This is a genomic window from Halocatena salina, assembly GCF_023115355.1.
Taxonomy (GTDB): Archaea; Halobacteriota; Halobacteria; order Halobacteriales; family Haloarculaceae; genus Halocatena; species Halocatena salina.
Genome location: NZ_CP096022.1, coordinates 124,737 through 147,081 on the forward strand (window position 1 = coordinate 124,737; position 22,345 = coordinate 147,081).

Sequence of the window (22,345 nt, forward strand, 5' to 3'; positions counted from 1 at the left end):
CGTAGGTAGCCGGTAAAGCGGATATTGATATTACACTGGTACGTCTGTAATGCTATTCCGTGCTGTCGATCATATCGGCTCCGGTATGTACGCAACAGAAAACCGAATCGGGTGTTTGCGAGTAGGCCGTTTCTAACGGACTGAAACGATGCGTCGGGATGGGGCTTCGATTACGGAACAGGCAAATCCACCCTCGGGAGAACACCATGGTTGATTTATCATGGCGAACCCTAACTTGTGGTGGTCTTCAGGATCGAAAAGACGTCTTGAGCGGTTGGTGAAAAAGGGGTTGCTCTTCGATTCACCGTTCCTGAACGACGAAATCAGCCCCCAACGAAGGAACTCCAGAGGAGGCTACCTGAAATCATCCGTGGCCGTCTTACGGTTGCTCACCTGATTGCTGATGACTGTGTAACCGGAGCTATCTACCGTCGGTCATGAGCGCTAACCGGTTGACCAACGATCACTTACCCACAGAGCGTTCTTTATTCAATCTCTGACGCAGTATTGGAATTAATTTCTAAATTACAATGTCGTGTCCCAGCGTGTGTAGTACACGTCGCGTTACTGGAGAGGGGTCGTATCGGGGTTCGCGTCCTCGGCGAGCGATCGCGGGAAAGACCGGATAATCCGGGGGAACCAGTCATGAATGAAGTTCTCGTCCTCGACAGTAATGGGCAGGCGGCCCTCAGCATCGTTCGGTCGCTTGGTAGGCACGGCGTCCGTGTCACAGCTGGAACGGAGCGGCGGTTCGCCCTCGGATCGGTCTCGAAGTACGCAACGGACACGTACCTCCACCCCGACCCGGCCGACGACTGTTATGCCTTTCTCGACCATCTCCGGACGCACTTAGCAGACAACGACTACTTCGCGGTCGTTCCGGTTACAGGGAAGACGACGTCACTTCTGTCCCGTCACAAAGCCGAACTCGAACGAACGGGAACGGTCGTCGCTGCTGAGGACTGGGAGACGCTATCACTCGTGTATGATAAGGCGAACACGTTCGATCTCGCCGCAACGCTCGATATTCCTGCTCCTGCGACGTTTACACCGGAGTCAGCCGACGATCTCGATCGGATCCGGGATGAACTGTCGTATCCAGCGGTGATCAAATCGCGGAGTAAAAGCATGTGGACTGCCAACGGAGAACATAAACTGAGCCGCGTCAACGACTCCTATTACGTCCGCTCACCGGACGAACTCTTATCGACCTACGAAACGATCCGTGAATCGAACGACGTGTTCGAGGAGTATCCGCCGCTGGTTCAGGAGTACGTTCCCGGTGAAACTCAGACTACCGTCGTTTTGGCTGACGAAGGCGAAATCCTCGCACATTTCCAAGAACGACGGCTTCGGACTGATCCACCGAGCGGGGGGAACTCGACGCTTCTTGACGGTGTCCGGAACCAGCGAATGTTCGAGCATGCCCGGTTGTTGATCGAACGATTGGAGTGGACTGGACCAGCACAGGTTGAGTTCATGAAACGTCCGAACGGGGAGTTTCAGCTCATCGAAATAAATGGTCGATACTGGGGATCGCTTCCTCTCGCGATAAACAGCGGGGTTGACTTCCCGTGGCTTCACTATCGACTGTTGCGCGGCGAGCGTCCACAGGTGGTGGGAAGCTATCGGACGGATGTCGTCCAACGCCGTCTGCTGTACGGTGATCTCAACTGGCTCCAACACCATCTCGCGGATGGTGATCTCCGTGCGTTCGGTCCGTTCTGTCGAGCATTCGTCGGTCCAAAGCACACATTCGTATCGATCGATGATCCACGTCCCACCGCCATCGCGCTCATCCAAGCAGTTGAACTTGGCACTGGACAGCTTTTGAAGACGCTTCACCTGACGTGATATGCGAGCCGTTGACAGACTTACGACTCGTGGCCGACGCACGCCCTCCTGCCGTAATAACACCTCTATATTTTCTTTTTCATTCTAATTGCTGGTATATCTGGGCTTTCAGCTTCGTTTGTGTTGATCTCCTCTTTTATCTCGAACCCACACGATTCATAGAATCCGACAGCGTTCAATGCTGCATATGTTTCGAGTGATTGTATGTTCTCTCTACGAGATCGCTTTTCGACATTTTCGATGAGGTTCTTTCCAATCCCGTTTCCAGTGTAGTTTTGATCGATGAAGATGCCAGAAAGATATCTTTCATCCAAACGAACGATAGAGAATCCAACTATCTCATCATCATCCTCCGCTATGATAGTATAATAATCATCATCGTCAAAGACTGCATGATCGATGTTCTCCGATCCATGATCGGATGACGCTAGCTGTTCTATCTGTTCTTCAGAATAATAGTCACCGGCTTGACTTCGGGTTGCAGCGACTTGTATTCGAGCCATCTCTGATGCATCGTCGACCCGTGCACGACGAAGTTCTATCATACCTATTGAACTGGTATCTATAATACTTATATGTTAGGTCTATTTCAATAAATATATGAAGTCTTATATATCATACTAGTAGAACGTTCTGAGTGGGATGTTCTGCACGCTAGATCCGTGGTCGATCTTGACATCAAAAAGGGAAGAACGTAGTGAAGAATCGGTACAACCATATGTACGAAGCAGTAGCATCTATCAACAGGAACGTTACAATGGCTCGGAAACTAGGAACGGAACGAACGCGGCGGGCTCTGCTCCGGAGTGGAGCGCTTGCGCTTGCTGGAGGGATTGCGGGCTGTACTGAAAGCTCAACGAACGCCGGTAACCCACAATCCACATCGACGGAAACGACGCCTCAAAGCACATCTACGGATAGCTCTGGTCGTTCATTTCCTTACCTCCACAGTGCATCAGGAACGACCGCATACGGTATTGCACTCGATGATAAGCCAGTGTTCGGACAGGACGATGCCCTCGTCGATATGTACTACTGGAGTGAACTGAACTGCAAGTACTGCAGCGAATTTGTGAAGAGGATCTTTCCGCAGATCCTCGAAAACGAAGTGGCAAATGGGACTCTCCGTGTCGTTGCGCTCGAACTTCCGTATAAAACGGAGAACTCGTGGCCAGCTGCTATTCTAACCACGTGTGTTTGGAAACAAGTCGCTGATACTGATCCGAACAAGTATTGGGAGTGGTATCAAACCATGTACGAGAAGCAAAAGGAACCAGGAAGTGGATGGGCGGACCAAGAAAACCTGCTCAATATCACGGAAAACGTAGGGATCGATCCATCTCCAGTCAAATCGTGTATCGATTCACAGGGAGACCAAATCAAACAAAAGATCGAAGAAGAGATCCCATCCCAGTCGAAGATACCGGGGACACCGGGCTTTATTCTTTTCAACAGAGATTCGGAGAAATCATCTAAGGTCGTCGGCACCCAACCGTACGAGACGTATGCAGCCAAAATCAAGGAAGTACAAGGAAACTGAATTTCAGTCATATGATGGGATATTAATGATATGAATCGATAGATATCTCGAACGTGAATCGTTCGATGATTCGAATTTGTCCGCTCAACTCGGGTACACAGCATATCACACCACTCTCGGTGTAGGAATTTGGATGGTTCTCTGAATCCGAGTAAGAGATGACGATATCGAAAATTCGATCAAGACGGAAATACCCTTGTGGTGCTATCACGACTATCAACACTTGCTTATGAGCGAAGACGATCCGTTCGAAGACCTCGACGTTCCAGAGGACCCGACGGCAGACCTCGATCGTTCGCTCCAGGAACTCACGGTGCGGACTGAACAGCGCAGATACGGGAAGGAAATGGTAATCATCGACGGATTCGAAACCGACACCGATCTCGATGATCTCGCGAGCGATCTCAAGTCGGCGCTCGGCACCGGTGGAACGGTCAAAGACGATCGTATTGAAATCCAAGGAGCCCATGAGAAACGGATTCGAGAACTACTTCGCGAACATGGGTATCAGGTCGAAGGATAGTTCTCGAAAATAAATTGGAATACAAGCTGTCAATCACGGATGGACGACGAGTTTACCGAAGATGTCGCGGTTCTGCATGTCTGCGAACGCCTGATCCGTGTCGGAAAGATCGTATTCGTCGTCGATCACAGGTTCGAGCGTACCATCAGCAAGGAGTTGAACGAGTGTCTGGAGATCCGTCTGTGTCCCCATCGTACTTCCGATGACGTGTTTGTGGTCCAAGAACAGTTGTGGGACGTCGATCTCCGATCGGCGACCGGCCGTGCGGCCACAGATCACCATCCGTCCCCCACGTCTGAGCACGTCGAGTCCCATCTCGGTGTATTCGCCACCGAGGTGATTGAGTACTGCATCTGGAGCACCGATGTCGGTGACTGCATCTCTAAGGGTTTCCGGGTCGTCCGTCTCGATGGTGAAATCGGTCCCGATCTCAGATAGCCGATCGAGTTTGGCCGCAGAGGTCGAGGTACCGATCGATCGTGCACCGACGGCGTCGACAAGTTGGGTTGCGGCGACACCGACCCCACCGGTCGCACCAGGAATAAACACGAGATCGCCCGGTCCCACCTTGGCACGCCGGAACATGTGGAGTGCAGTCATGTAGGCGGTCGGAATGGCGGCAGCGGCGGTCGTCTCGACGTTATCAGGGAGCGTCAGGAGTCGATCAGCGTCCACGACAGCGTGCCCGGCAAGTCCCCCGTGAAACAGACTGAACCGTTCACAGAGGTTTTCGGGACCTTCTCGACAGAACCGGCATGCACCACACGTCTGATTCGGGCATAATACGACGTGATCACCGGCCGATACTGACTCGACACCGTCGCCGACGTCCGCAACGGCACCGGCGATATCAAGGCCGGAGACGAACGGCAGGGCCTCTGAACTAACCATGGCCGAATCACCTTCGAGGATCCAGAGATCGTGACGGTTGATCGCGCACGTATGCACATCGATCACCGCCTCTCCCTCAGCTGGTTCTGGAACATTCATCTCTCGGACGGTCACGTCTTCCGGTCCACCGAATCCAGTAAACGCTGCAACCTTCATACGAACAGTACGGACGTATTCGGATTAGTTCTTCCGAGGCTGCATCGTGTTGAACATCTTGGGGAACAGCGTCCAAACTCCCGAGGGCGAATTGACGGTATTCCGAACGGTTGCGGATGACTCATCTATCGGGATGGATCGGATATCGTGGTTCGACGTGCTGACGCTGCTCTGGCCACACCACGTGTTTCTCATTCCCTTGCCATTGGACGACGACCGGTGTGTGACCGATCTGTTTACCCGTCTCGGCATCGATCCGAAAACGGCCGTAAAACGTCGTAAAGTCCGACTTTTCTGCGGTCGTTCGGAGCCGTCGTTGATCGATCGTTCCCGTGGTTGCATCGAAGGCTGCTCCTGTTGTAAGGCATCGTTCGACGATGAGTCCCGTAGCGAACGCTTGCATGGCTGGATACTCCACGGTCTCCACGGAAGCGTCTTCGAAAAGTTCGACTACATCTGCTGGCGACGGGCCGTAATCCGGACTCTCCCCCAAAACGAGTTCCCACTGACTCGGGCCGAACACGCCATTGGCCGTCTCGTCGAGCTGTTCGCCGAACGCCGAGATACCGGCGGCCACTACCCCGATCGCCTTCACGCGACAACCGCCGGTTTCCACTGCTCGCACGAATCGAACATCGTCTTTGAACGAGCCTGCTGCCAACACGAGATCTGGTGTCTCATTCTGAATGGAATCGACGATCGACGTGACATCATCCAGCGGTGGGTCCCATCTGTGTGTCGTACCGACCGTGAACCCCACTGTTCGAGCGTGGGCTATCGCACCAGCCGCAACCGTTCTCCCGAACGATCCACTGTTCGACCAGCAGACTGTGACCTGCGACGCTGATTGATCTTCGCGTTTGATCAGATCAAGAATCCCATGGAAATAGCGGCTTGCTGGTGTGAGAACGCTGACGAGCCACTGTGATCTCTCGTCGTAGAGGGCGTTAGTTGCGCCACTGTGATTCCATAGCACGATCTCGTGGGTTTCAGCCACGGGCGCTACGGCCCGCGTTAGACGGCTGGAGTACGGGCCGAGTAGAATATCGACGTCGTCGTCTCGAATCAGCCGTCGGGTCAGGCACTTGGTCGCAACCGGATCACTTTCGTCGTCGTGGTGGACCAACTTGAGCGGCAGTTGCAGGTCATCATCGAGTCGGATTCCCCCGCGATGGTTCGCCCAGCGGATCCAGCGTTTGACACCGGCAAGCGTTTGTTTCCCTTGATGGCTAAACTGTCCGCTCTGAGAGACGGGCAATCCGACGGTAACGCAGTCGGGTATCATGATTATTTTTCCTTCTCATTCAATGTATTATACTACGATCGCAATGAACCCACCGATCGATGGGTAACGACAGCTCTCGCGTTCATCGTGGTGTTGCGATTCGATCGACCAACGAACGAGGCCTTCGCACAGATAGTATGAAGTGGATGGCGAGCGATTCGTGTGGTATGGCCTCGATTCCATCCGAGTTTCATGATTTGTTTGAACAGAAAACGTTTGCACACCTTGCAACACTTACGCCTGATGGCTTGCCACACGTCACGCCGGTGTGGATCGACTACGACGTGGATGACGACCGTCTACTCGTGAATACGGAACGAGGACGACGAAAAGAACAGAACGTTCAGAACAACAGATCTGTCGGACTGAGTATGACCGATCCCGCGGATAGATACCGGGCGCTTTCGGTGCTCGGCACCGTTGATGAGATCACTGAGGACAACGCCCGCGAACACATCGACACGCTTGCTCAACGATACACTGATTCCGAGGAGTATCAACCACCAATCAGGACCACTCGGGTCCTCCTCAAAATACGGCCGGATGAAGTAGTCCCTCACGGCGGCGGGTGAGTCGGATACGAGCTTCGATCTTCCGTCTCACCGATCGCATTATCTTGTAGCGCGTACCTTTCATCTCCGGACGACCGAATCACGACTGTTTGCTAGGGAGATGCCATTCGATAAGACAGAAATGATTGAATGTATAATGGACTAGTTAAGTATGGTCCGTCAGGAGGCAAAGGGCGACGACCTTCCAAATGCTATCGTTACGAAATTACGCCTGTAAACACAAGTCGTTGTATCGTCTTCTGTTGACGGCACCTGTCAAGTATCAGCCGATTCGATCCCATTTGCTATCGAAGGCTACTGCGTTCTGGATGGTCAGGGATGGAGTTATCTGTCGAACACAATGGGCCGAGCACGTACGTGATCACGTACGGCTGATACTGTGGTTCGGCTCTCACTTCCACTGTTCGGTCACATTCATCGAGGTTCAAGAACTGTTCTATCACGTACTCAGACGAGCATCGTGTTTACCGTGATGTCCGTTCCCTCTAGCGCCTTCGAGACCGGACAGTTCTCTTTGGCCTCTTGGGCGTACTCGGTGAACGTCGATTGGTCGATCTCTGGAACTGCACCCTCAGTATCGAGTTCGATGCTGGTGATCGCGAAGTCACCGTCGACTTGTTCGAGTCGGACCGCTGCTTCGGTATGGATCCGCTCGGGCGCGTGGTCGTTCTCTTCGAGGAGCATCGAAAGCGCCATCGAAAAACAGCCCGCCTCGGCGGCACCTATGAGTTCTTCTGGATTCGTGCCCGTTCCTTCTTCGAACCGTGATTGAAACGAGTACGGTCCCTCGTATGCGCCACTTTCAAGCTCGACCGAGCCGTTGCCGTCCTGCAAACCGCCTTCCCACGTCGCTTCTGCGTTTCGTACTGGCATACTACATGCATCTATACGGGATTTTCGGACAATAAGGTACCGCACAGTATTTATACATATACATATAATAAAATTGTTATAACTAAGACACGCTTCCTCGGCTAACAACCCCTGCGGGAAGTTCTTTTCGGAGCACATCGTGTACGTGACAGAGAGTGTTCGCGTGCTCTACGATCGCTGTAAGCGTCTCCTTCGTGCTATTTCTGACAGTCGCTCATCGTTCGGACGACTTGTAAAAGCGCGGTCGGAATTTAGCATCACAACCCACGCACTATTCGATGGGACAGAGCAATGGTCGAATCAATCACACTCGAAACAGCCACAGAACTGATCAAGGCGGCAGAGCAGAAAGCTGAAGAGATCGACGTCCCGTCGGTCATCGCAGTCGCTAATTCGGAGGGAAACCTCATTGCCCAGCATCGGATGGATGGAGCGTGGCTTGCAAGCGTGAATATTTCCCGCTGTAAGGCGTATACTGCCGCTGCACTACAGATTCCGACCCATGAACTGGCAGACGTGACAACGCCTCGTGAATCCCTGTACGGACTTCAGACCACTGATCGGGGACGGATCGTGATCTTCGGTGGCGGCTTCCCGCTTGAACGAGACGGACAGATCGTTGCAACGATCGGTTCGAGTGGTGGTCAAGTAGTGGAAGACATGGAGGTTGCTCGGGCCGGTGTTGATCGGTTTGAGGAGATGAATGCGTAATGCACCTCCCTAGCGGTTGGTTACCTTCTGTAGTCACCCTCGTCGAGCCCCGTAGAACCGGTTTGGAGCCGATAGCGTTAGGAATCGTCGCCACATCTGTCGGCATACTAACTCGGAGTCAGGGACTACATGTCTGTATCTTATTATTATTATCATTTCTGTTCGTCTGAGAGCGCTGCGATGCAATGTCGTTGGGAACCGTCATTGCTAAACGCTGCTGCCAACCGCTCGCGCATGTGTGACCGTCTGAGTTCTCGTCGCCGTTCGGTGATAGATAGTTCTCAACTACGACCGCTGCACTGGCACTTCCCTGTTCGGCAGCAATTTCGCCGACCTCCTCGATCACTCGCTCGTGTGTCGCCGGTAGGCGTCATACCAGAAGCGCCGACCCATTTGGGGGACCGGCTTCTGTCCGCTGATCGACTCGGGGAGTGCAGCCCGGTCGACAAGTGCATCGAATCGGTTGAGCACCGTCCGTCGGGCGATGTGGCCGGACTCGGATCGTTGGGAGGGGAAGAGATAGCCGTTTCAGGTAGCCTGCTCGTCGAGTTCTTGTATCCGGGTCGTGGCCACTTCCTCTCCGAAGAGGATCGACACCTCTCCGGGTCTATTTTTACACCCATCGAACTGCACGTATAAACCGCCATCTCCGTCGAGAACGAGCTGGGAGCGATGGAGTGCGGCGACTTCCCATGAGCGTAAGCCCGCACGTAAGTTGCTAGCCGATAGCGCAGCGTATCCACTGAAGAGGCGCTCAAATTCCCACGTTCGCGGCGACTGTCGAGATACGCTTCGAGAAGAGTAATCGTCCGTTCGTGTTTGATCCCCCACTCGTATCCCTCGTCAGCGGCAAGTCTGAGATCATCGGCCCAGAACTCGCCGAACGTCCGATCGTGGTATTCACGTAAAGCATAAACGAGTCCGCGAAAGCTGTTGGCCGACAGCCACGCGTGGGTCGGTCGCTCAGTTTTGGAATCGTGACCTGCCTGTTCGAATGCTGGCGCGATCACCTCCCAGTAGATGTCGACGAGTTCAGCGAGATCGAGTAGTGTCCAGTGGATGTCGTCACTGACCGTGGGTGTCCCTTTAGTCAGTGTCTCCTCGGCCGTCATCGCAACCACCAGGACCTCCGTCGTTTACCGCGATCTCGACAAGTGAGTAGCCGTGGTGCGGGATGATCTGAGCCGGTCATTTTGTGCCGGTAAGCCGTTTCTCCTATATAGAAGATATGTTTTGTGGGTTCTCAGACCACTGTAGTCTGGTAACTCTACGGCTCATATCGTAAGAATATGTGTGACAGGAATAAACCTCATGTCGATATAGCAAATCCTGTATGCGAGCGTTCCCCAACTTCGGAGGATGGTTTTCTGTAAACGGTATTTTTCACTAGAATTTATCTGGAATTTGCCGTGTAGCGTCGATAGAGGGCTTCGTTCGGAATGCTACTCGATCCAGAACACTCGGATCAGTTTCTCCCAGAATGCTCGCTAGATCTGGAGAGTGATCCAGACGTAGCTGATGATGGCTAGGTAAGATTCCTAATGCACGGTTTTCTGTGAAATTTGGAGTTTCAAGCTAAATTTCGCGAGTGGCTATGCATGACGAATCCTACCTAGCCGACTTCAGATAGGTGCACGAGCCATCGGGCCATGCAGAATCGATTCGACGTTTTTCGACCGCGAGAACGCGAGTACACACTACTGTCACTGGATGAATTATCGCGTGCAGACACTGAAAACGACAGCACTCGTCGACACAGGAAGCCAGGCGATTCTCGGCATTCATTGTACGACGACGAAGTGCCACGATACCACCTCGGCTGGCAAGTCACCAACGGAACGCGGGCGACCTGCACAACCTCGCCGCCGGCGAAGGCTATGATTGGATGGCCTTCCGCGAGAATCTGCGTGAGAAGGGCGTGAGACCGCTGATCAAGTATCACCTCTTCCAACCCGTCGATCCGCACGTTATGCGCATGATTGACGGGCCTCGGTATCGCCAGCGAGTGATCTGTGAGACCGTCTTCTCCTCAGTCAAGCGCACGCTCGGCGGTAATGAGTGGGAAAAGGTTTGAAAGTCAGTCCACAAAAATGAGATAACTCGACGAGGGGCCGTACACCTGATACACGTCGTTCTAAGCGAGTCTACCGTTTACTGTAGATTCACTGTGATTTATCTCGATTGAGTCAGTGGCGCTCGAATTCACCCAATACACACTCGAATACGATGGTTTTGAGGCGGATTATATAAAGCTCCGCTTGCCGACTTACTCTGTCTGTGAACCGGCAGTAGATCGCTTCTACCACCGTTTTCTATGATAGCTCGCAGATCGCGTCTGGATCATTAGGGCCGAGCGTGCGCGGACCTGGTATCGTGACTTCCGTGAAATTTTGCTGATGTGTGTTATTTACAATATCAAGCGAAGAGTAACACCGTGAATCCACCGCTGTATGGTGATTCACCAGGACCCAGAAATCCATCCTCCGAAGTAGGGCTCGACAGTACGGCCCCGCCTGGATCATCTACATGCAATCGAACGTAGTGTCATTTGTAACTCTGCTGTAGTAGGATGATCACCGAGACACTGGCGAACAGATCGGGGAGGAACGTGAATGGTCCCGGTGTCACTGGCTGGTGAAAGCCAAACAACAAAGCGATCAACGGATTCGCCGTCAGTGCGTATAACATTAGCGAGACGATGAATCCGAGGAGGCCCAACGTGAATCGATTCGGCAATCCACGATAGATTCGAGCGTACGTCAATAGCAACATAATGAGCAGGACAGTGGTGAATGTCGAGAAGAATGTCTTCACGATCAATAGATCAGCGAGTGGCGGCCGTGGCGGCCGTGGCGGAACCGGTGCAGGGAAGAGGTATCGAGGGAGGACCACCGAAACGAAGAGAGCGATAACGAGTGCTCCAGTAACGTACGTTAGCGGCCGGACGATCGATCGTTCGTCACTCATCGTCGGTGAGAGAGGCCTCTTTGGCTATTTCTTCGAGCAAATCGAGATTGGATTCCATCCAGTCGGTAAGGAAATACATCTTTCCGTACTCATCTCCTGCTGTGGTAAGTATGTTATTTTCCTCTAACATTTCAAGATGGTGTTGAACGGTTTTGTAGTTCAGATCCAGCTTGTTCGAGAGCTGATTTCGGTTCATCGGTCGCCGGTTCAACGTTCGAATGATTCGCAATCGGTTCTTTCCACCCTGTGTTCCACCAATTAGCCACCACAGTAGCTGCCTCATCGACTCGCTTGGATTTCAACACTCGTGGTATGCGTGCGTTGCATCGGTAGTAGATACTAGAACCCTATCCGACCTACCGCAATCATCTACTTCCCTCTTACCTTTCGATGTGGGACCGTCCAATCAACCACCCCACTCTCGGGCGTTCGTGATAGCCTTCCAACGAGAGGGAGAGAGATCATCCAGCGATCGGCGTAGAACCCTGCTGCATCGACGCATTGTGGGTCGAATTTGTGCCTAATTTCTGCAGAATATACCTGTCTTTTTGGCAATAGGTTATGGTCGTTCGAGGGCCAGCACGATTCGTAACTACGTATGAGTTGTACATCAGTTCATAGCGGAACGTCGATTCACTGTCGTAATGGTTGCTATCGTCTCACTGTCTGCTGTCGGTCGGTTGGTAGGGGGGACAGTACGCACAGATGAGCGATAGTTCGCCGATCCACTCGCCGTTCGATAGCGTGTCGTCTCTCTTCGAGGAGTCGTTTTTAGAACGACTCGTACTCGGAGGGATCCTCTGTCTGTCGGCGATCTTGACGTTGTTCAGACTTCCCAGTGAGGGATACGGTAACCTCTATTATGCGGCGGCGGTCAAAAACATGCTCCGGAGCTCGGAGAATTTCTTCTTTGTGGCGTTCGATGCGGGCTACGTCACGGTCGACAAACCACCGCTCGGGCTGTGGATACAGACAGCTAGTGCGGGGCTGTTCGGGTTCAACGGCTGGAGTATGATTCTCCCCCAAGCTATCGCGTGCGTGCTGTCGGTGGCACTGGTGTATGTGCTGGTGGGGCGGACATTCGGATCGTGGGCAGGGGTTGTAGCGGCGCTGACGATGGCTCTGACGCCAATCGTGATTCCCACAAGTCGGAACAACACGACCGACATGCTGGTGGTACTGGCCGTGCTCGCCGGGGCATACTTCCTGCTTCGGGCGGCCGAAACTGGTCGTCGCCGGTGGCTGTTCGCCTCCATGACTGCGGTAGGGCTGGGATTCAACATCAAGATGATGCAGGCCTATCTCGTCTTGCCGGCGTTCTATCTCGTCTACCTGCTCGCATCACGGATGTCGGTACGACGTCGCTTTATGGATCTCGTCCTCGCAACCGGCGTGCTGTCGGTCATCTCGTTTGCATGGGCGACGATCGTCGCGTTGATACCAGCCGCCCAGCGTCCGTTCATCGGATCGACAGACACGAACTCCATCTTCAGCTTGATCGTCGGCTACAACGGCATCCAGCGCCTCCTTGGCATCAATCGAGGGATGACCAGTGGAGGCAGTGGTGGCGGCGGAATGGCTGGCGGTGGGTTCTCACACGGTGCAGCGGGTCCGTTGCGGCTGTTCAATCAACAGCTCGCCGGACAGATCAGCTGGCTCATCCCACTCGCATTGATCGGTCTCCTCATTGCAGGATATCGGTATCGGGATCGGTGGCCACTCGACGCGCAGAGTCGATCCGTCGTGCTGTGGGGAACGTGGTTTCTCACCGCGGCAACGTTCTTTAGCGTCGCCGGATTCTTCCATCGCTACTATCTGGTCATGCTGGCCCCAGCCGTCGCAGCCCTTGTGGGGATCGGGCTGACGGAGCTGTGGGACATGTACCGAACGTCTGGACCACAGGGATGGTTACTCCCCGGTGCGTTGCTCGTGACGGCTAGCGTGCAGGCGTACATTCTGCTCGATTATCCCACCTTTGCTGGCGTGCTGCAACCGGTCGTGCTGGGTGGAACGATCCTCGCAACAGCCGTTCTCGTCGTCGCACGCGTTCGGGAGGAATCGCACCGGGGAGTAGCAAAAGGGGCGGTGGTCGTGGCGCTCATCATCCTATTGGTTGCGCCAACGATCTGGGGAGCGTTCTCGATCGTCTCCGGATCAAACGTCACGATCCCGTCTGCGGGTCCGATGACGATGGATACCGGTGGATCGGCCCCGTCGGGTGGACCATCCTCCGGACAGTTCGGTGGGGGCGCTCCACAGCTCAATGGGAGCGGTGGGGCTTCGTCGTCGGTTCCGGCGATGGCCGGTGGGATGTCCGGCGCTGGACCGGCGACGTCGGACACCCAGACGAGTGACGCACTCACGTCGTATCTGGAAGCTAATCAGGGGAACGCGACGTATCTCGCGGCTGTCGATGGCAGCGCGATGACGGCCGCACCGATAATGCTCGCCACCGACGAACCCGTCATTTCGCTCGGCGGCTTCAGCGGGAGCGATCCGGTGATGAATTCGAGCGAACTGGCCACACTCGTAGCGCAGGGGGACGTCCGGTACGTCGTCACCAGTGAGAGACCGATGGGCGGCCTTTCTGGTGGGACGAACGACTTCATGGCGAACCGAACAGGAGGATCGCCGCCATCGGGCGGAATGGGCTCAATGTTCGACGGTGGCCAGCAGAGCGAAACCACAGAGTGGGTCGAGAACAGCTGTCGATCCGTACCGAACGATCAGTGGCAATCGGGCACCTCGAATGACTCGACGATCACAAGCTACACGCTCTACGACTGCAGCTCTGCGGTGAGTAGCTGATGGTCGATCGACCGTCGATTCGGAACCACATTTGCAGCCCAAGAAACGTTATCTCATTTCTCCTCGGCCTGGGGTTGTTGGTACTCACCGTGCGGAGTGTGACCACTGTCGACGTAGACGCCGTGCTGACGTCGCTCCAAGAGGCCGATCCACTCTGGTTCGTGGCTGCACTTTGTCTGTTCCAGGGTCTCGGAATCGTCCGCTCGCTACGCTGGCAGCTCCTACTAGAGAATGTCGGATACACAGTGCATGGCGATAGTCGAATCGGTTCCATCACCGAACTCACTCGGATCATCTATCTCGGATGGTTCGCAAACTGTGTGACAGTTGCCCGCCTCGGCGACGTCTATCGCTGTTCGGTGCTCCACCGCTCGACAGACGCCGATATCAGTGTCACCGCTGGTACCGTCCTCACTGAACGGATCGTCGACATAGCCATCCTGGTGGTAGCACTCGTCGCTACGGTCATCGTCGTCTTCTGGGGCGACGTTCCACCAGCTGTTCTTCAGGCGACGATGATCGGTACTGGGCTACTCATCGTTGTCATCAGTGGACTCCTCGTGATCGATCGGGCCGGAAGGTCGTTCGATCGATGGCTTCCAAGTCGTGTACAGAGGATCTATCGTCGGGTGCGGCGTGGAACGGTCGATTCGCTCGATCGGTATCCCCAGCTCGTCGGCTACACCGCGATCGGCTGGCTGTTCGAAGGGATGACTATGTATCTCGTCGGGGTCGCACTCGGTGTCGACCTGTCGTTTGGGGGTGCGTTCGTCGCGGCACTCGTCGGCGTGTTGCTCTCGACGATTCCGATCACCCCAGGTGGACTCGGCGTTACCGAGGCCGGGATCGCGCTCGTCCTCGGATGGGTTGGACTGGATCCGACAGCGGTCGCCGCTGTCACTATCTGCTACCGGCTGATCAGCTACTGGAGCGTAGTCGGCATCGGTGTAACGGTCTACGCGATCGGCTTATGGTATCCCATCTCCCTGTCGGTGAATCGTCGGACGAGAAGTACAGATCAATTGTAATTTAGATCATTATGAACGAAGCAGTCGACGTCAGCATCGTATTGCCCGCCTACAACGAGGAATCGACCATCGAAGCAGCGACGACAACGACCGTCGAAACGCTGGATTCGTTCCTGCCAAGCGATTCGTTCGAGGTAATCGTCGCCGAAGACGGCTGTACGGACGAGACACCAGAGATCGCCAACCGACTAGCAGACGAACATGATCGAATTCGTCACTTCCACAGCGATGGGCGCGCTGGTCGCGGCGGGGCGCTTTCACGGGTATTCGAAGCCGTCGACAGCGACGTCGTCGGCTACATCGACACCGATCTCGCCACCGATATGTCCCACCTCGAACCTCTCGTCGAGAGCGTTCGGAGGGGGCCATACGACGCAGCTACTGGCTCACGGCTGCTCCCCGAAAGCAACGCGAATCGATCTGTGAAACGTTATGTCGCCAGTCACATTTACAACGGCCTAGTTAGAACGTGTCTGTCCTCGACGATTCACGACCATCAGTGTGGCTTCAAGGTATTCGATCGGGAGCTCCTCGAAGCGGTTCTACCGACGGTAGAGGATCACCATTGGTTCTGGGACACCGAGATTTTAGTCCGGGCCCAGCGAATGGGTTTCCGGATCCACGAGTTCCCTGTCGTGTGGAACCCCGGTGAGGATACGAGCGTCGAGATCGTTCGGGATGGGGGATATATGGGCTATCACGTGTTTCGACTGGCAGTCCAATTCGTCCAGTAGTACGAATCCCCACAATTCGGCTGGCCAATCGAAATCGAGCGGGTTTCTCCGATGACTCTCGGTAATGAGCCATCCATCAGTAGAAAGCATCGTCATCGGGAGTGGCCCGACCGGTGATCAAGCTAAGCTACGGTCGACCCTGTCTGTTCGAGAGTTGCGTGTGGGCGCCGATCAATCCATCGTGGATGGATAGATCGACGATACGTGCATCCGTATCCACGATCGATCGGCGAACGGTTGCCGATTCGATCGTCGTTCCGGGAAAGACCACTGTCCGTTCGATGGTCGAATCGACGAGTGTCGCGTCGTCCATCACGTACACGTCGTCGCCGATGGTTACGTTCTCGAGCGTCGCACTCTCAGCGACGTATGACTCACCGTCGAGCTGCCAGGCGAGGGCTTCGAGGTAGCTCTCCTGCGTTCCGATGTCGAACCATGCTCCATCGAATGTGTAGGCGTGGGTTGACTTTCGTTCCTGAAGCCACTGGACGAACCACCCCGGTTCGTCTGGATTATTGCCTTCGGCGAGATAGCAATCGAGCAGCGATAACGTCTCTCGTGGGAATCCATAGCAGGCAACCGAAACGAGTGAGCTGGTTGGATCATCGGGTTTCTCCGAAAAGCCGACGACACACCTATCGTCGAGTTCCAGCACGCCGTAAGGCGTTGCGTTCTCGGGTGTGCCCACGTCGTAGGCTGCGATCGTGGGTGCTGCCCACATCTCGAATGCATCGATAAAATCGGCGATATCGAAGCTAAACAGGTTATCACCCCCGATCACAACCATATCGTCCTCGATGTCTTCTCGTTCAACGAGCCGGGTGAGTGCACCGACGACGCCGAATTTCTCCCGTTCGGCACTCGATCGTTCGATCGACAGCTGGGGTTTCTCGAACTCACTGTCACGGAGATACGTGCTGAATTCGGCACCGAATCGCTCGTTGGTGCTGACATATACCATCTCGATTCGATCCTCAATCTCCAGTTCCCGCAGGATGTGATCGATGACCGTCGCTTCGCCGACCGGAAGGAACATCTTCGGTCGATGTTTCGTAATCGGCCAGAGCCGCGTGGCGTAGCCCCCCGCGAGGACGACAGCTTTCATGTAGTTCCCTCACAACGTGTGGCGCCAAAGCAGTCGTTCGCGTTGCTCACAATGACAACGCCGGTGGTTGATCCATCGGCCGCTTCTCGTCTAGTAGTCACTTCTCCAAATTCCGGTTTCGTACGTGCGTGTCGTTTCATAGTAGCAGTGTCGTTCGTGTACGCTTCGAAGGGCAGTGAGCAGGTCCCGACAAACACAGATTCTGCCATTCGTCGCACACGTCGGGCGTAGAGCCACCCCAAAATGACGGTCGCTTCGAAGTGCCCATCGAAAGCTAACTATCGTTTCGGGTGTGTCTCCACGTGTATTGCCACCCTGCATTGGGTTATCTCTTGTCCGAAATTCCACATAATTAACCGGGGACTGAGGCACAAATGTGGCCAAAATCGCCAGCGCTTCTCGAGATCGCTCCCGGAAACAGCCCTCGGGATGCTATCGGTCATGGGAGGCAATGTGAAAATTATTTGGAAATAATTCATGTCCGAATTAGTAAACGATTACCACCGATCGTTTCATAGCGCTTGGTGTATGGTCACCACACAATTCTCCAGCCCACGGCAATTGACCTCATGCCTTTGGAAATCCCTAGAGTCCTTACGAACAGATCGTTCACTGGTTATAAACTGGCTTATTTATATCTTCACTAATAATAGGGATATTTAGCCAAAAACACGGCACTGTCTAGTTTAGCACTTCGTCGGCTGGCGTTCGTCCATCGAGCGATTGATGCGGTCTCTGATGATTGTAGTAGTGCACAAATTGTTCAATCCATCTGCGGGCACTCCGCCGACTGCCCACCCACGAGTTATGGAAACGGTCAACTCGCATTTTGAAGGTGTGATACCACTTCTCGATGAGGTTTCGGTCGGTATAGTCGACCTGTCCGTTCAACCCCAATCGAGCAAGGGCAGTCCGGTAGCCGAACTGATCGACGAGAAACACCGCCTCGGAGAGATCGTGTTTCTCGCGGAGTCCATGCAGGAACGCAGCTGCCGGATCGGTGCCGTGGCGTCCGAACAACTGGGCGTCGAGAATCAACTTCGTGTCGAGGTCTATTGCAGCGTACAACCAAGACCATTCACCGTTAATCTTGACAGCAGTCTCATCAATCGCGACCCGCGACGGCGGCGGGTCAGAAACGCTGTCAGCCAGCCGGTGTACCCAGTTCCAAACCGCTCCGTGAGAGCGTTCGACGCCGAGTTCTGAAAGAATAGTTGTTATCTCCCGAAGTGAACAACCGGTTGCATGGAGACGGACGGCGAACGCCCTGACGGGCGTCGTCGTCCGCTCATTCTCCCAAGATTCTTCTAAATCTGTATCGTAGCTCTCGCTGAGCAGGTCTGCGAGCATTTGATCCAACAAACTCAACGGCCTGCTCACCTCTCAAACTGGCTCAACTAGACAGTGCCTTCAGGTCCAATTCGTTCGACAGCTGATTGGTGTTCATTGGACGCTCTTCTAGCGTGCGGACGATCCGTAACCGGTTTCGCCCGCCACGGGAGCCCCCAATGAGCCACCATAGCAACTGTCGCATTTAATAGCATTAGAGACTACTCTGCGTATATAGATTTGTCTTTCTACTCAGCCGCTTTCGGGAATTAGAGATGCTCTGGCCATTTTGGGCTAATTTGTGCCCGACTCTTGTGGGATCAGTGCGTAAATTCGGAAATTGCTGATAAGCGTACGTACGCTTCTTCCCTGATATGGACGCGCGATCCGAGACCCAACCGAAGGGCAACGTGAAACGCAAGGCGCTAGAAGCCTATCTTCGTCGAAAAATCGCAGACGGACATCACTACTTCAAAAGAAGGAAAATAGCCGCAGAGACAGACCTGTCCTCGAAAGAAATTGGTGCTTTGCTCTTCCAACTCCAAGGTTCAGCGTCCGAATTTTCCGTTACTAAATGGGGTTACAGCGGTGGGACGACGTGGTACATCGAACGGAATTCCGAGTGACCCGAAATAGCCCGCAGTTCCCTAGTCTCAACAAACCGACTCACCCCATATTTCCAGAGATCCTTCCCACGCATGACTCAGTGGTCCGATCAACTCAACTCCGACACCGCGACTGCATGGCTCAAAGACCAATACCAGATCCCAGCTCTCCTACTCTTGGCAAGCTACATGTTATGGACTCGCATTCAAGGCTGGTCCACATTCGTAAGCAGCGGCCAAGTGTTATTCAGCGGCAATGACGCATGGTATCACTATCGGCAGGTTACGTATACCGTAGCAAACTTCCCGCAAACAATGCCGTTTGATCCGTGGACGTCATTCCCAACAGGAACCGTCTCTGGTCAATTTGGAACACTCTACGACCAGCTCGTTGCAACCGTGGCACTCGTACTCGGTGCTGGAAGTCCCACGGAACAAACCATCGGTCTCACACTCCTGTTCACCCCGGCAGTTCTGGGGACGCTCGTGATTATCCCCACGTATCTACTTGGACGACACTTTGGTGGCCGACTTGCCGGTATCGGCGCTGTCGTCGTCTTAGCATTGACCCCCGGTGCATTCCTTCAACGGACCATGGTCGGCTTCTCCGATCATCACGCCGCTGAAACATTGTTCCAGGCGTTTGGAATGCTGGCTGTAATGCTTGCCGTCCAAACGGCTGAACGTGAAAAACCCGTCTTTGAGGTGATTCAAGCGCGAGAGTTCCAAGCAGTCAAAAAACCATTCGTTCGCTCGATCCTTGCTGGAATTGCTGTAGCACTGTACGTGTCCGTTTGGCCACCTGGTGTCGTTATTGCGTTCATCCTTGCCGTATTCTATGGCTTACACCTGACCGCAGAGTTCATTCGTAACCGAAGCCCGGAACACGTCGCGCTTCAGGGGATCATCTCGTCACTGGTCACTGCACTCATCTTGCTTGTTCCGATGTCCACACTGGGACTCAGCTCGACGGATTTCTCACTCCTCCAGCCATTACTATTCGTTCTCGTTGCAGTTGGGCTCACGATTTTGGCTACCTTAGCTCGCTTCATCGAATCGCGCTCACTCCCGACAAAATACTATCCTGGCATTCTCGGTGGAGGGACGATTGCCCTTGCATTACTTGTTCGAGTGATCGCCCCAACACAGTTCGAGTACTTCGTCAGTCAATTCTATCGTATTTTCGGGTATGATGCGAGTGCCAGTGCTCGAACAATCGGGGAAGCACAGCCAATTCCACTCGACTCCGTCGAGACATTCATGCTGGAGTCGTACGGGCTTGCTTTCCTCGCTGCAGTTGCAGGAGCTGTGCTTCTCATTACGAAGTATCTTCGCGCCCAAGATTCACGGGGATCGGATGTCGCCCTCCTAGTCTGGTTCGCGTTAATGACGATGGCGACTCTAACCCAGGTCCGCTTCGACTACTACCTCATCATCCCAGTCGCCGTGTTGACGGGTGTTTGTATCGCCTGGGTCAGTCGAAAAACAGGGCTACAGAAGCTCGATAACGTCCGGAACATCAGTGCATATCAAGTAATTATAGGAGTGCTGATCGTCTCTCTTCTAGTTGGTCCATTCGTCTCGTCAATTGGAGCGAGTGGAGTGACTCTTGACTCAACGACTGTCGCAGAGAGCAACCAGCCAGGTGAAGTCACGGCTTGGGAGGACAGTCTTGCCTGGCTTCAGTCGAACACCCCTTCGGAAGGAACTTATGGAAACCCGAACGCAACAGCAATGTCGTACCAAGCGACGGTTTCACAAACTGCGGATTACGAATACCCATCAGGAGCGTACGGGGTGGTATCGTGGTGGGATTACGGCCACTTCATCACAACCCTCGGTGAACGGATCCCGGTTGCAAATCCGTTCCAACAAGGCTCGACGACCGCTGCGGATTTCCTCCTGTCCAGTAATGAAACCGCAGCAAACGACTTCGTCACTTGGGACGACGAGCAAGCGCAGTACGTGATGCTTGACTGGAAACTGACTACCCCCGGATCGGAAAAATATACCGCACCGACGGCCTTTACGACCGATGAAAACCTGACCTCAACAGATCTTGTCGAACCAGTGTACCAGTCAACGAATACTAGCATACAGTTTGCCGGGTACATCAAACAACAGCAACACTATGACAGTCTTCGTGTCCGTTTGTACCAATACTACGGAAGTGCGGTTGATACGCAACCAATCGTCGTTGACTGGGAAACTCAACAGGTACAGACATCGAGTGGCGACATCACTACTATCGCTACAACCCCGTCTGACGGCCAGTTCATCAAGCAGTTCGAAAATATGACTGCTGCCGAAGCATACGTTCAGAGTGACGGAACCTCACAGATTGGCGGTGTTTCCGGGCTGCCCTCCGACCGAATTCCAGCACTGGAACACTACCGGTTAGTTCACGCCAGCGACTCACAGTACAGCGTGTCTACTCTCACAGGAATATCTCAAGGGTCGTGGGTGAAGACATTCGAACGCGTGCCGGGCGCAGAGATCGACGGGCGAGCACCGGCTAATTCAACGGTTACTGCCTCGGTTCAGCTATCAATCCCGAACCAGAACTCAACATTCACGTATACCCAGCAAGCGGAAACTGGAGCGGATGGCGAGTTCACAATGACACTCCCCTACTCTACCACAGGATATGAGAATTGGGGCGTTGACGCAGGATACACCAACGTCAGTGTTCAGGCGACAGGCCCGTATAGCTTCAGTCTCACGAACACAACGAACGAATCCACGACGGCGGCCACTACGATTGACGTTCCGGAAGCGAAGGTAATTGGAGAAGACACAACCGCGATCAACGTTACCCTCTCTACTGACTGAGTGACATCGCTTCTCTCTATTGATGAGTAAAGCGAGCACCTCAGAGCTTGAACTTGAGGCGGTTCACTCGTAAGCAAGTCTAGATTCCAATAGTTCCTAACTTCGGAGAATAGATTTCTGTAAACGGCTTTTACTTACGCATGCTGAAGTGGAATTTGCAATATTATGCCACAAAAAGGCTTCTATCGGTATGCTATTCGATCTGTGATACTGTGGCAAGACTCCCTGAAAGCCCCTGACTAGCGCGCGATCACCTCTGTTTGTCAGAAGTTGGCTCAGTAGATTCGTAATGCATAGCTATCTGCGAAGTATAGATCCCGAGCCCAGCTGTGCATGAGCAATCTACCGCGATCTCGTTGACCACGAGCTGCGCCGCCGAAGCCGTCGGCGGGTCTGAAGTCTTCTCACCGACACGGTGAACCCACTGAAACGCCGCTTGATGCGAGCGGAAGACGCTGAAGATTTCGAGCGTCGCAGCCATCTCCCGAAGTGAAACACCCATTGAACGGAGCCGCACTACGATCGTTCTCAG

18 protein-coding genes and 4 pseudogenes are annotated in these 22,345 nt (G+C 54.0%); 12 read left to right on the forward strand and 10 right to left on the reverse strand.

What is annotated here, in order from left to right:
* Window positions 1-645 precede the first annotated feature (645 nt).
* Window positions 646-1,854: a carboxylate--amine ligase gene (locus MW046_RS17650; RefSeq protein ID WP_247995837.1), complete on the forward strand. Its 1,209-nt coding sequence runs from the start codon at window positions 646-648 to the stop codon at window positions 1,852-1,854.
* Between the two features lie 65 nt (window positions 1,855-1,919).
* Here the strand turns inward: MW046_RS17650 and MW046_RS17655 are convergent, their stop codons facing one another.
* The gene (locus MW046_RS17655; protein ID WP_247995838.1) at window positions 1,920-2,399 is read right to left on the reverse strand and encodes a GNAT family N-acetyltransferase; all 480 of its coding nucleotides are present in this window, start codon (window positions 2,397-2,399) and stop codon (window positions 1,920-1,922) included.
* 212 nt (window positions 2,400-2,611) lie between these two features.
* Here MW046_RS17655 and MW046_RS17660 point away from each other — a divergent pair, with 212 nt between their 5' ends.
* Both MW046_RS17660 and MW046_RS17665 read left to right on the forward strand, forming a co-directional pair.
* The gene (locus MW046_RS17660) at window positions 2,612-3,394 is read left to right on the forward strand and encodes a DsbA family protein (RefSeq protein WP_247995839.1); all 783 of its coding nucleotides are present in this window, start codon (window positions 2,612-2,614) and stop codon (window positions 3,392-3,394) included.
* Window positions 3,395-3,623: 229 nt separating this feature from the next.
* Window positions 3,624-3,917, forward strand: a complete 294-nt coding sequence (locus MW046_RS17665; protein ID WP_247995840.1) for an SUI1 family translation initiation factor — start codon at window positions 3,624-3,626, stop codon at window positions 3,915-3,917.
* Window positions 3,918-3,950: 33 nt separating this feature from the next.
* Here the strand turns inward: MW046_RS17665 and MW046_RS17670 are convergent, their stop codons facing one another.
* Window positions 3,951-4,964: an alcohol dehydrogenase catalytic domain-containing protein gene (locus MW046_RS17670; protein ID WP_247995841.1), complete on the reverse strand. Its 1,014-nt coding sequence runs from the start codon at window positions 4,962-4,964 to the stop codon at window positions 3,951-3,953.
* A 121-nt stretch (window positions 4,965-5,085) separates the two neighbouring features.
* Window positions 5,086-6,249 carry an amino acid ABC transporter substrate-binding protein gene (locus MW046_RS17675; RefSeq protein ID WP_247995842.1) on the reverse strand — a complete coding sequence of 388 codons (1,164 nt, stop codon included), beginning with the start codon at window positions 6,247-6,249 and terminating at the stop codon, window positions 5,086-5,088.
* Between the two features lie 167 nt (window positions 6,250-6,416).
* Here MW046_RS17675 and MW046_RS17680 point away from each other — a divergent pair, with 167 nt between their 5' ends.
* Window positions 6,417-6,821 carry a pyridoxamine 5'-phosphate oxidase family protein gene (locus MW046_RS17680; RefSeq protein WP_247995843.1) on the forward strand — a complete coding sequence of 135 codons (405 nt, stop codon included), beginning with the start codon at window positions 6,417-6,419 and terminating at the stop codon, window positions 6,819-6,821.
* Window positions 6,822-7,268: 447 nt separating this feature from the next.
* Here the strand turns inward: MW046_RS17680 and MW046_RS17685 are convergent, their stop codons facing one another.
* The gene (locus MW046_RS17685) at window positions 7,269-7,694 is read right to left on the reverse strand and encodes an OsmC family protein (protein WP_247995844.1); all 426 of its coding nucleotides are present in this window, start codon (window positions 7,692-7,694) and stop codon (window positions 7,269-7,271) included.
* 291 nt (window positions 7,695-7,985) lie between these two features.
* Between MW046_RS17685 and MW046_RS17690 the strand changes: the two genes are divergently transcribed.
* A complete protein-coding gene (locus tag MW046_RS17690; RefSeq protein ID WP_247995845.1) occupies window positions 7,986-8,405 on the forward strand; it encodes a GlcG/HbpS family heme-binding protein in 420 nt (139 codons plus the stop codon).
* A gap of 281 nt (window positions 8,406-8,686) precedes the next feature.
* Here the strand turns inward: MW046_RS17690 and MW046_RS17695 are convergent, their stop codons facing one another.
* Window positions 8,687-9,517 (reverse strand): hypothetical protein, encoded by an 831-nt coding sequence (locus MW046_RS17695; protein WP_368411452.1) that lies wholly within the window; start codon window positions 9,515-9,517, stop codon window positions 8,687-8,689.
* 518 nt (window positions 9,518-10,035) lie between these two features.
* On the opposite strand from MW046_RS17695, the pseudogene MW046_RS17700 reads away from it, so the two are divergent.
* A pseudogene (locus MW046_RS17700) lies at window positions 10,036-10,455 on the forward strand (transposase); the annotation flags it as partial.
* Between the two features lie 298 nt (window positions 10,456-10,753).
* A pseudogene (locus MW046_RS17705) lies at window positions 10,754-10,843 on the forward strand (IS5/IS1182 family transposase); the annotation flags it as partial.
* A gap of 106 nt (window positions 10,844-10,949) precedes the next feature.
* Here the strand turns inward: MW046_RS17705 and MW046_RS17710 are convergent.
* Together MW046_RS17710 and MW046_RS17715 are read right to left on the reverse strand one after the other, a co-directional pair.
* Entirely contained in the window at window positions 10,950-11,372 is a 423-nt protein-coding gene (locus MW046_RS17710; protein ID WP_247995846.1) for a DUF8036 family membrane protein, read from the reverse strand.
* The gene (locus MW046_RS17715; protein WP_247995847.1) at window positions 11,365-11,655 is read right to left on the reverse strand and encodes an ArsR/SmtB family transcription factor; all 291 of its coding nucleotides are present in this window, start codon (window positions 11,653-11,655) and stop codon (window positions 11,365-11,367) included. The genes MW046_RS17710 and MW046_RS17715 overlap by 8 nt, the downstream gene beginning before the upstream one ends.
* A gap of 422 nt (window positions 11,656-12,077) precedes the next feature.
* Between MW046_RS17715 and MW046_RS17720 the strand changes: the two genes are divergently transcribed.
* The 3 genes and pseudogenes from MW046_RS17720 to MW046_RS17730 all read left to right on the forward strand — a co-directional run.
* Window positions 12,078-14,180, forward strand: a complete 2,103-nt coding sequence (locus MW046_RS17720) for an ArnT family glycosyltransferase (protein ID WP_247995848.1) — start codon at window positions 12,078-12,080, stop codon at window positions 14,178-14,180.
* Window positions 14,180-15,208, forward strand: coding sequence for a lysylphosphatidylglycerol synthase transmembrane domain-containing protein (locus tag MW046_RS17725; RefSeq protein WP_282190256.1), 1,029 nt, complete (start codon window positions 14,180-14,182; stop codon window positions 15,206-15,208). Before MW046_RS17720 ends, MW046_RS17725 begins: the two co-directional genes overlap by 1 nt.
* An 11-nt stretch (window positions 15,209-15,219) precedes the next feature.
* Window positions 15,220-15,918 (forward strand): annotated as a pseudogene (locus MW046_RS17730) (dolichyl-phosphate beta-glucosyltransferase); the annotation flags it as partial.
* 151 nt (window positions 15,919-16,069) lie between these two features.
* Here MW046_RS17730 and MW046_RS17735 read toward each other — a convergent pair.
* The 3 genes and pseudogenes from MW046_RS17735 to MW046_RS17745 all read right to left on the reverse strand — a co-directional run.
* Window positions 16,070-17,047, reverse strand: a complete 978-nt coding sequence (locus MW046_RS17735) for a nucleotidyltransferase family protein (RefSeq protein ID WP_247995850.1) — start codon at window positions 17,045-17,047, stop codon at window positions 16,070-16,072.
* 681 nt (window positions 17,048-17,728) lie between these two features.
* Window positions 17,729-18,397 carry an IS6 family transposase gene (locus MW046_RS17740; protein ID WP_247995879.1) on the reverse strand — a complete coding sequence of 223 codons (669 nt, stop codon included), beginning with the start codon at window positions 18,395-18,397 and terminating at the stop codon, window positions 17,729-17,731.
* Window positions 18,398-18,458: 61 nt separating this feature from the next.
* A pseudogene (locus tag MW046_RS17745) lies at window positions 18,459-18,581 on the reverse strand (ArsR family transcriptional regulator); the annotation flags it as partial.
* 169 nt (window positions 18,582-18,750) lie between these two features.
* Between MW046_RS17745 and MW046_RS19790 the strand changes: the two are divergent.
* Window positions 18,751-19,002, forward strand: coding sequence for a DUF7123 family protein (locus tag MW046_RS19790; RefSeq protein ID WP_438268218.1), 252 nt, complete (start codon window positions 18,751-18,753; stop codon window positions 19,000-19,002).
* A gap of 72 nt (window positions 19,003-19,074) precedes the next feature.
* On the forward strand, window positions 19,075-21,813 hold the full coding sequence (locus MW046_RS17750) for an oligosaccharyl transferase, archaeosortase A system-associated (RefSeq protein WP_282190257.1): 2,739 nt from the start codon (window positions 19,075-19,077) through the stop codon (window positions 21,811-21,813).
* Window positions 21,814-22,345 lie beyond the last annotated feature (532 nt).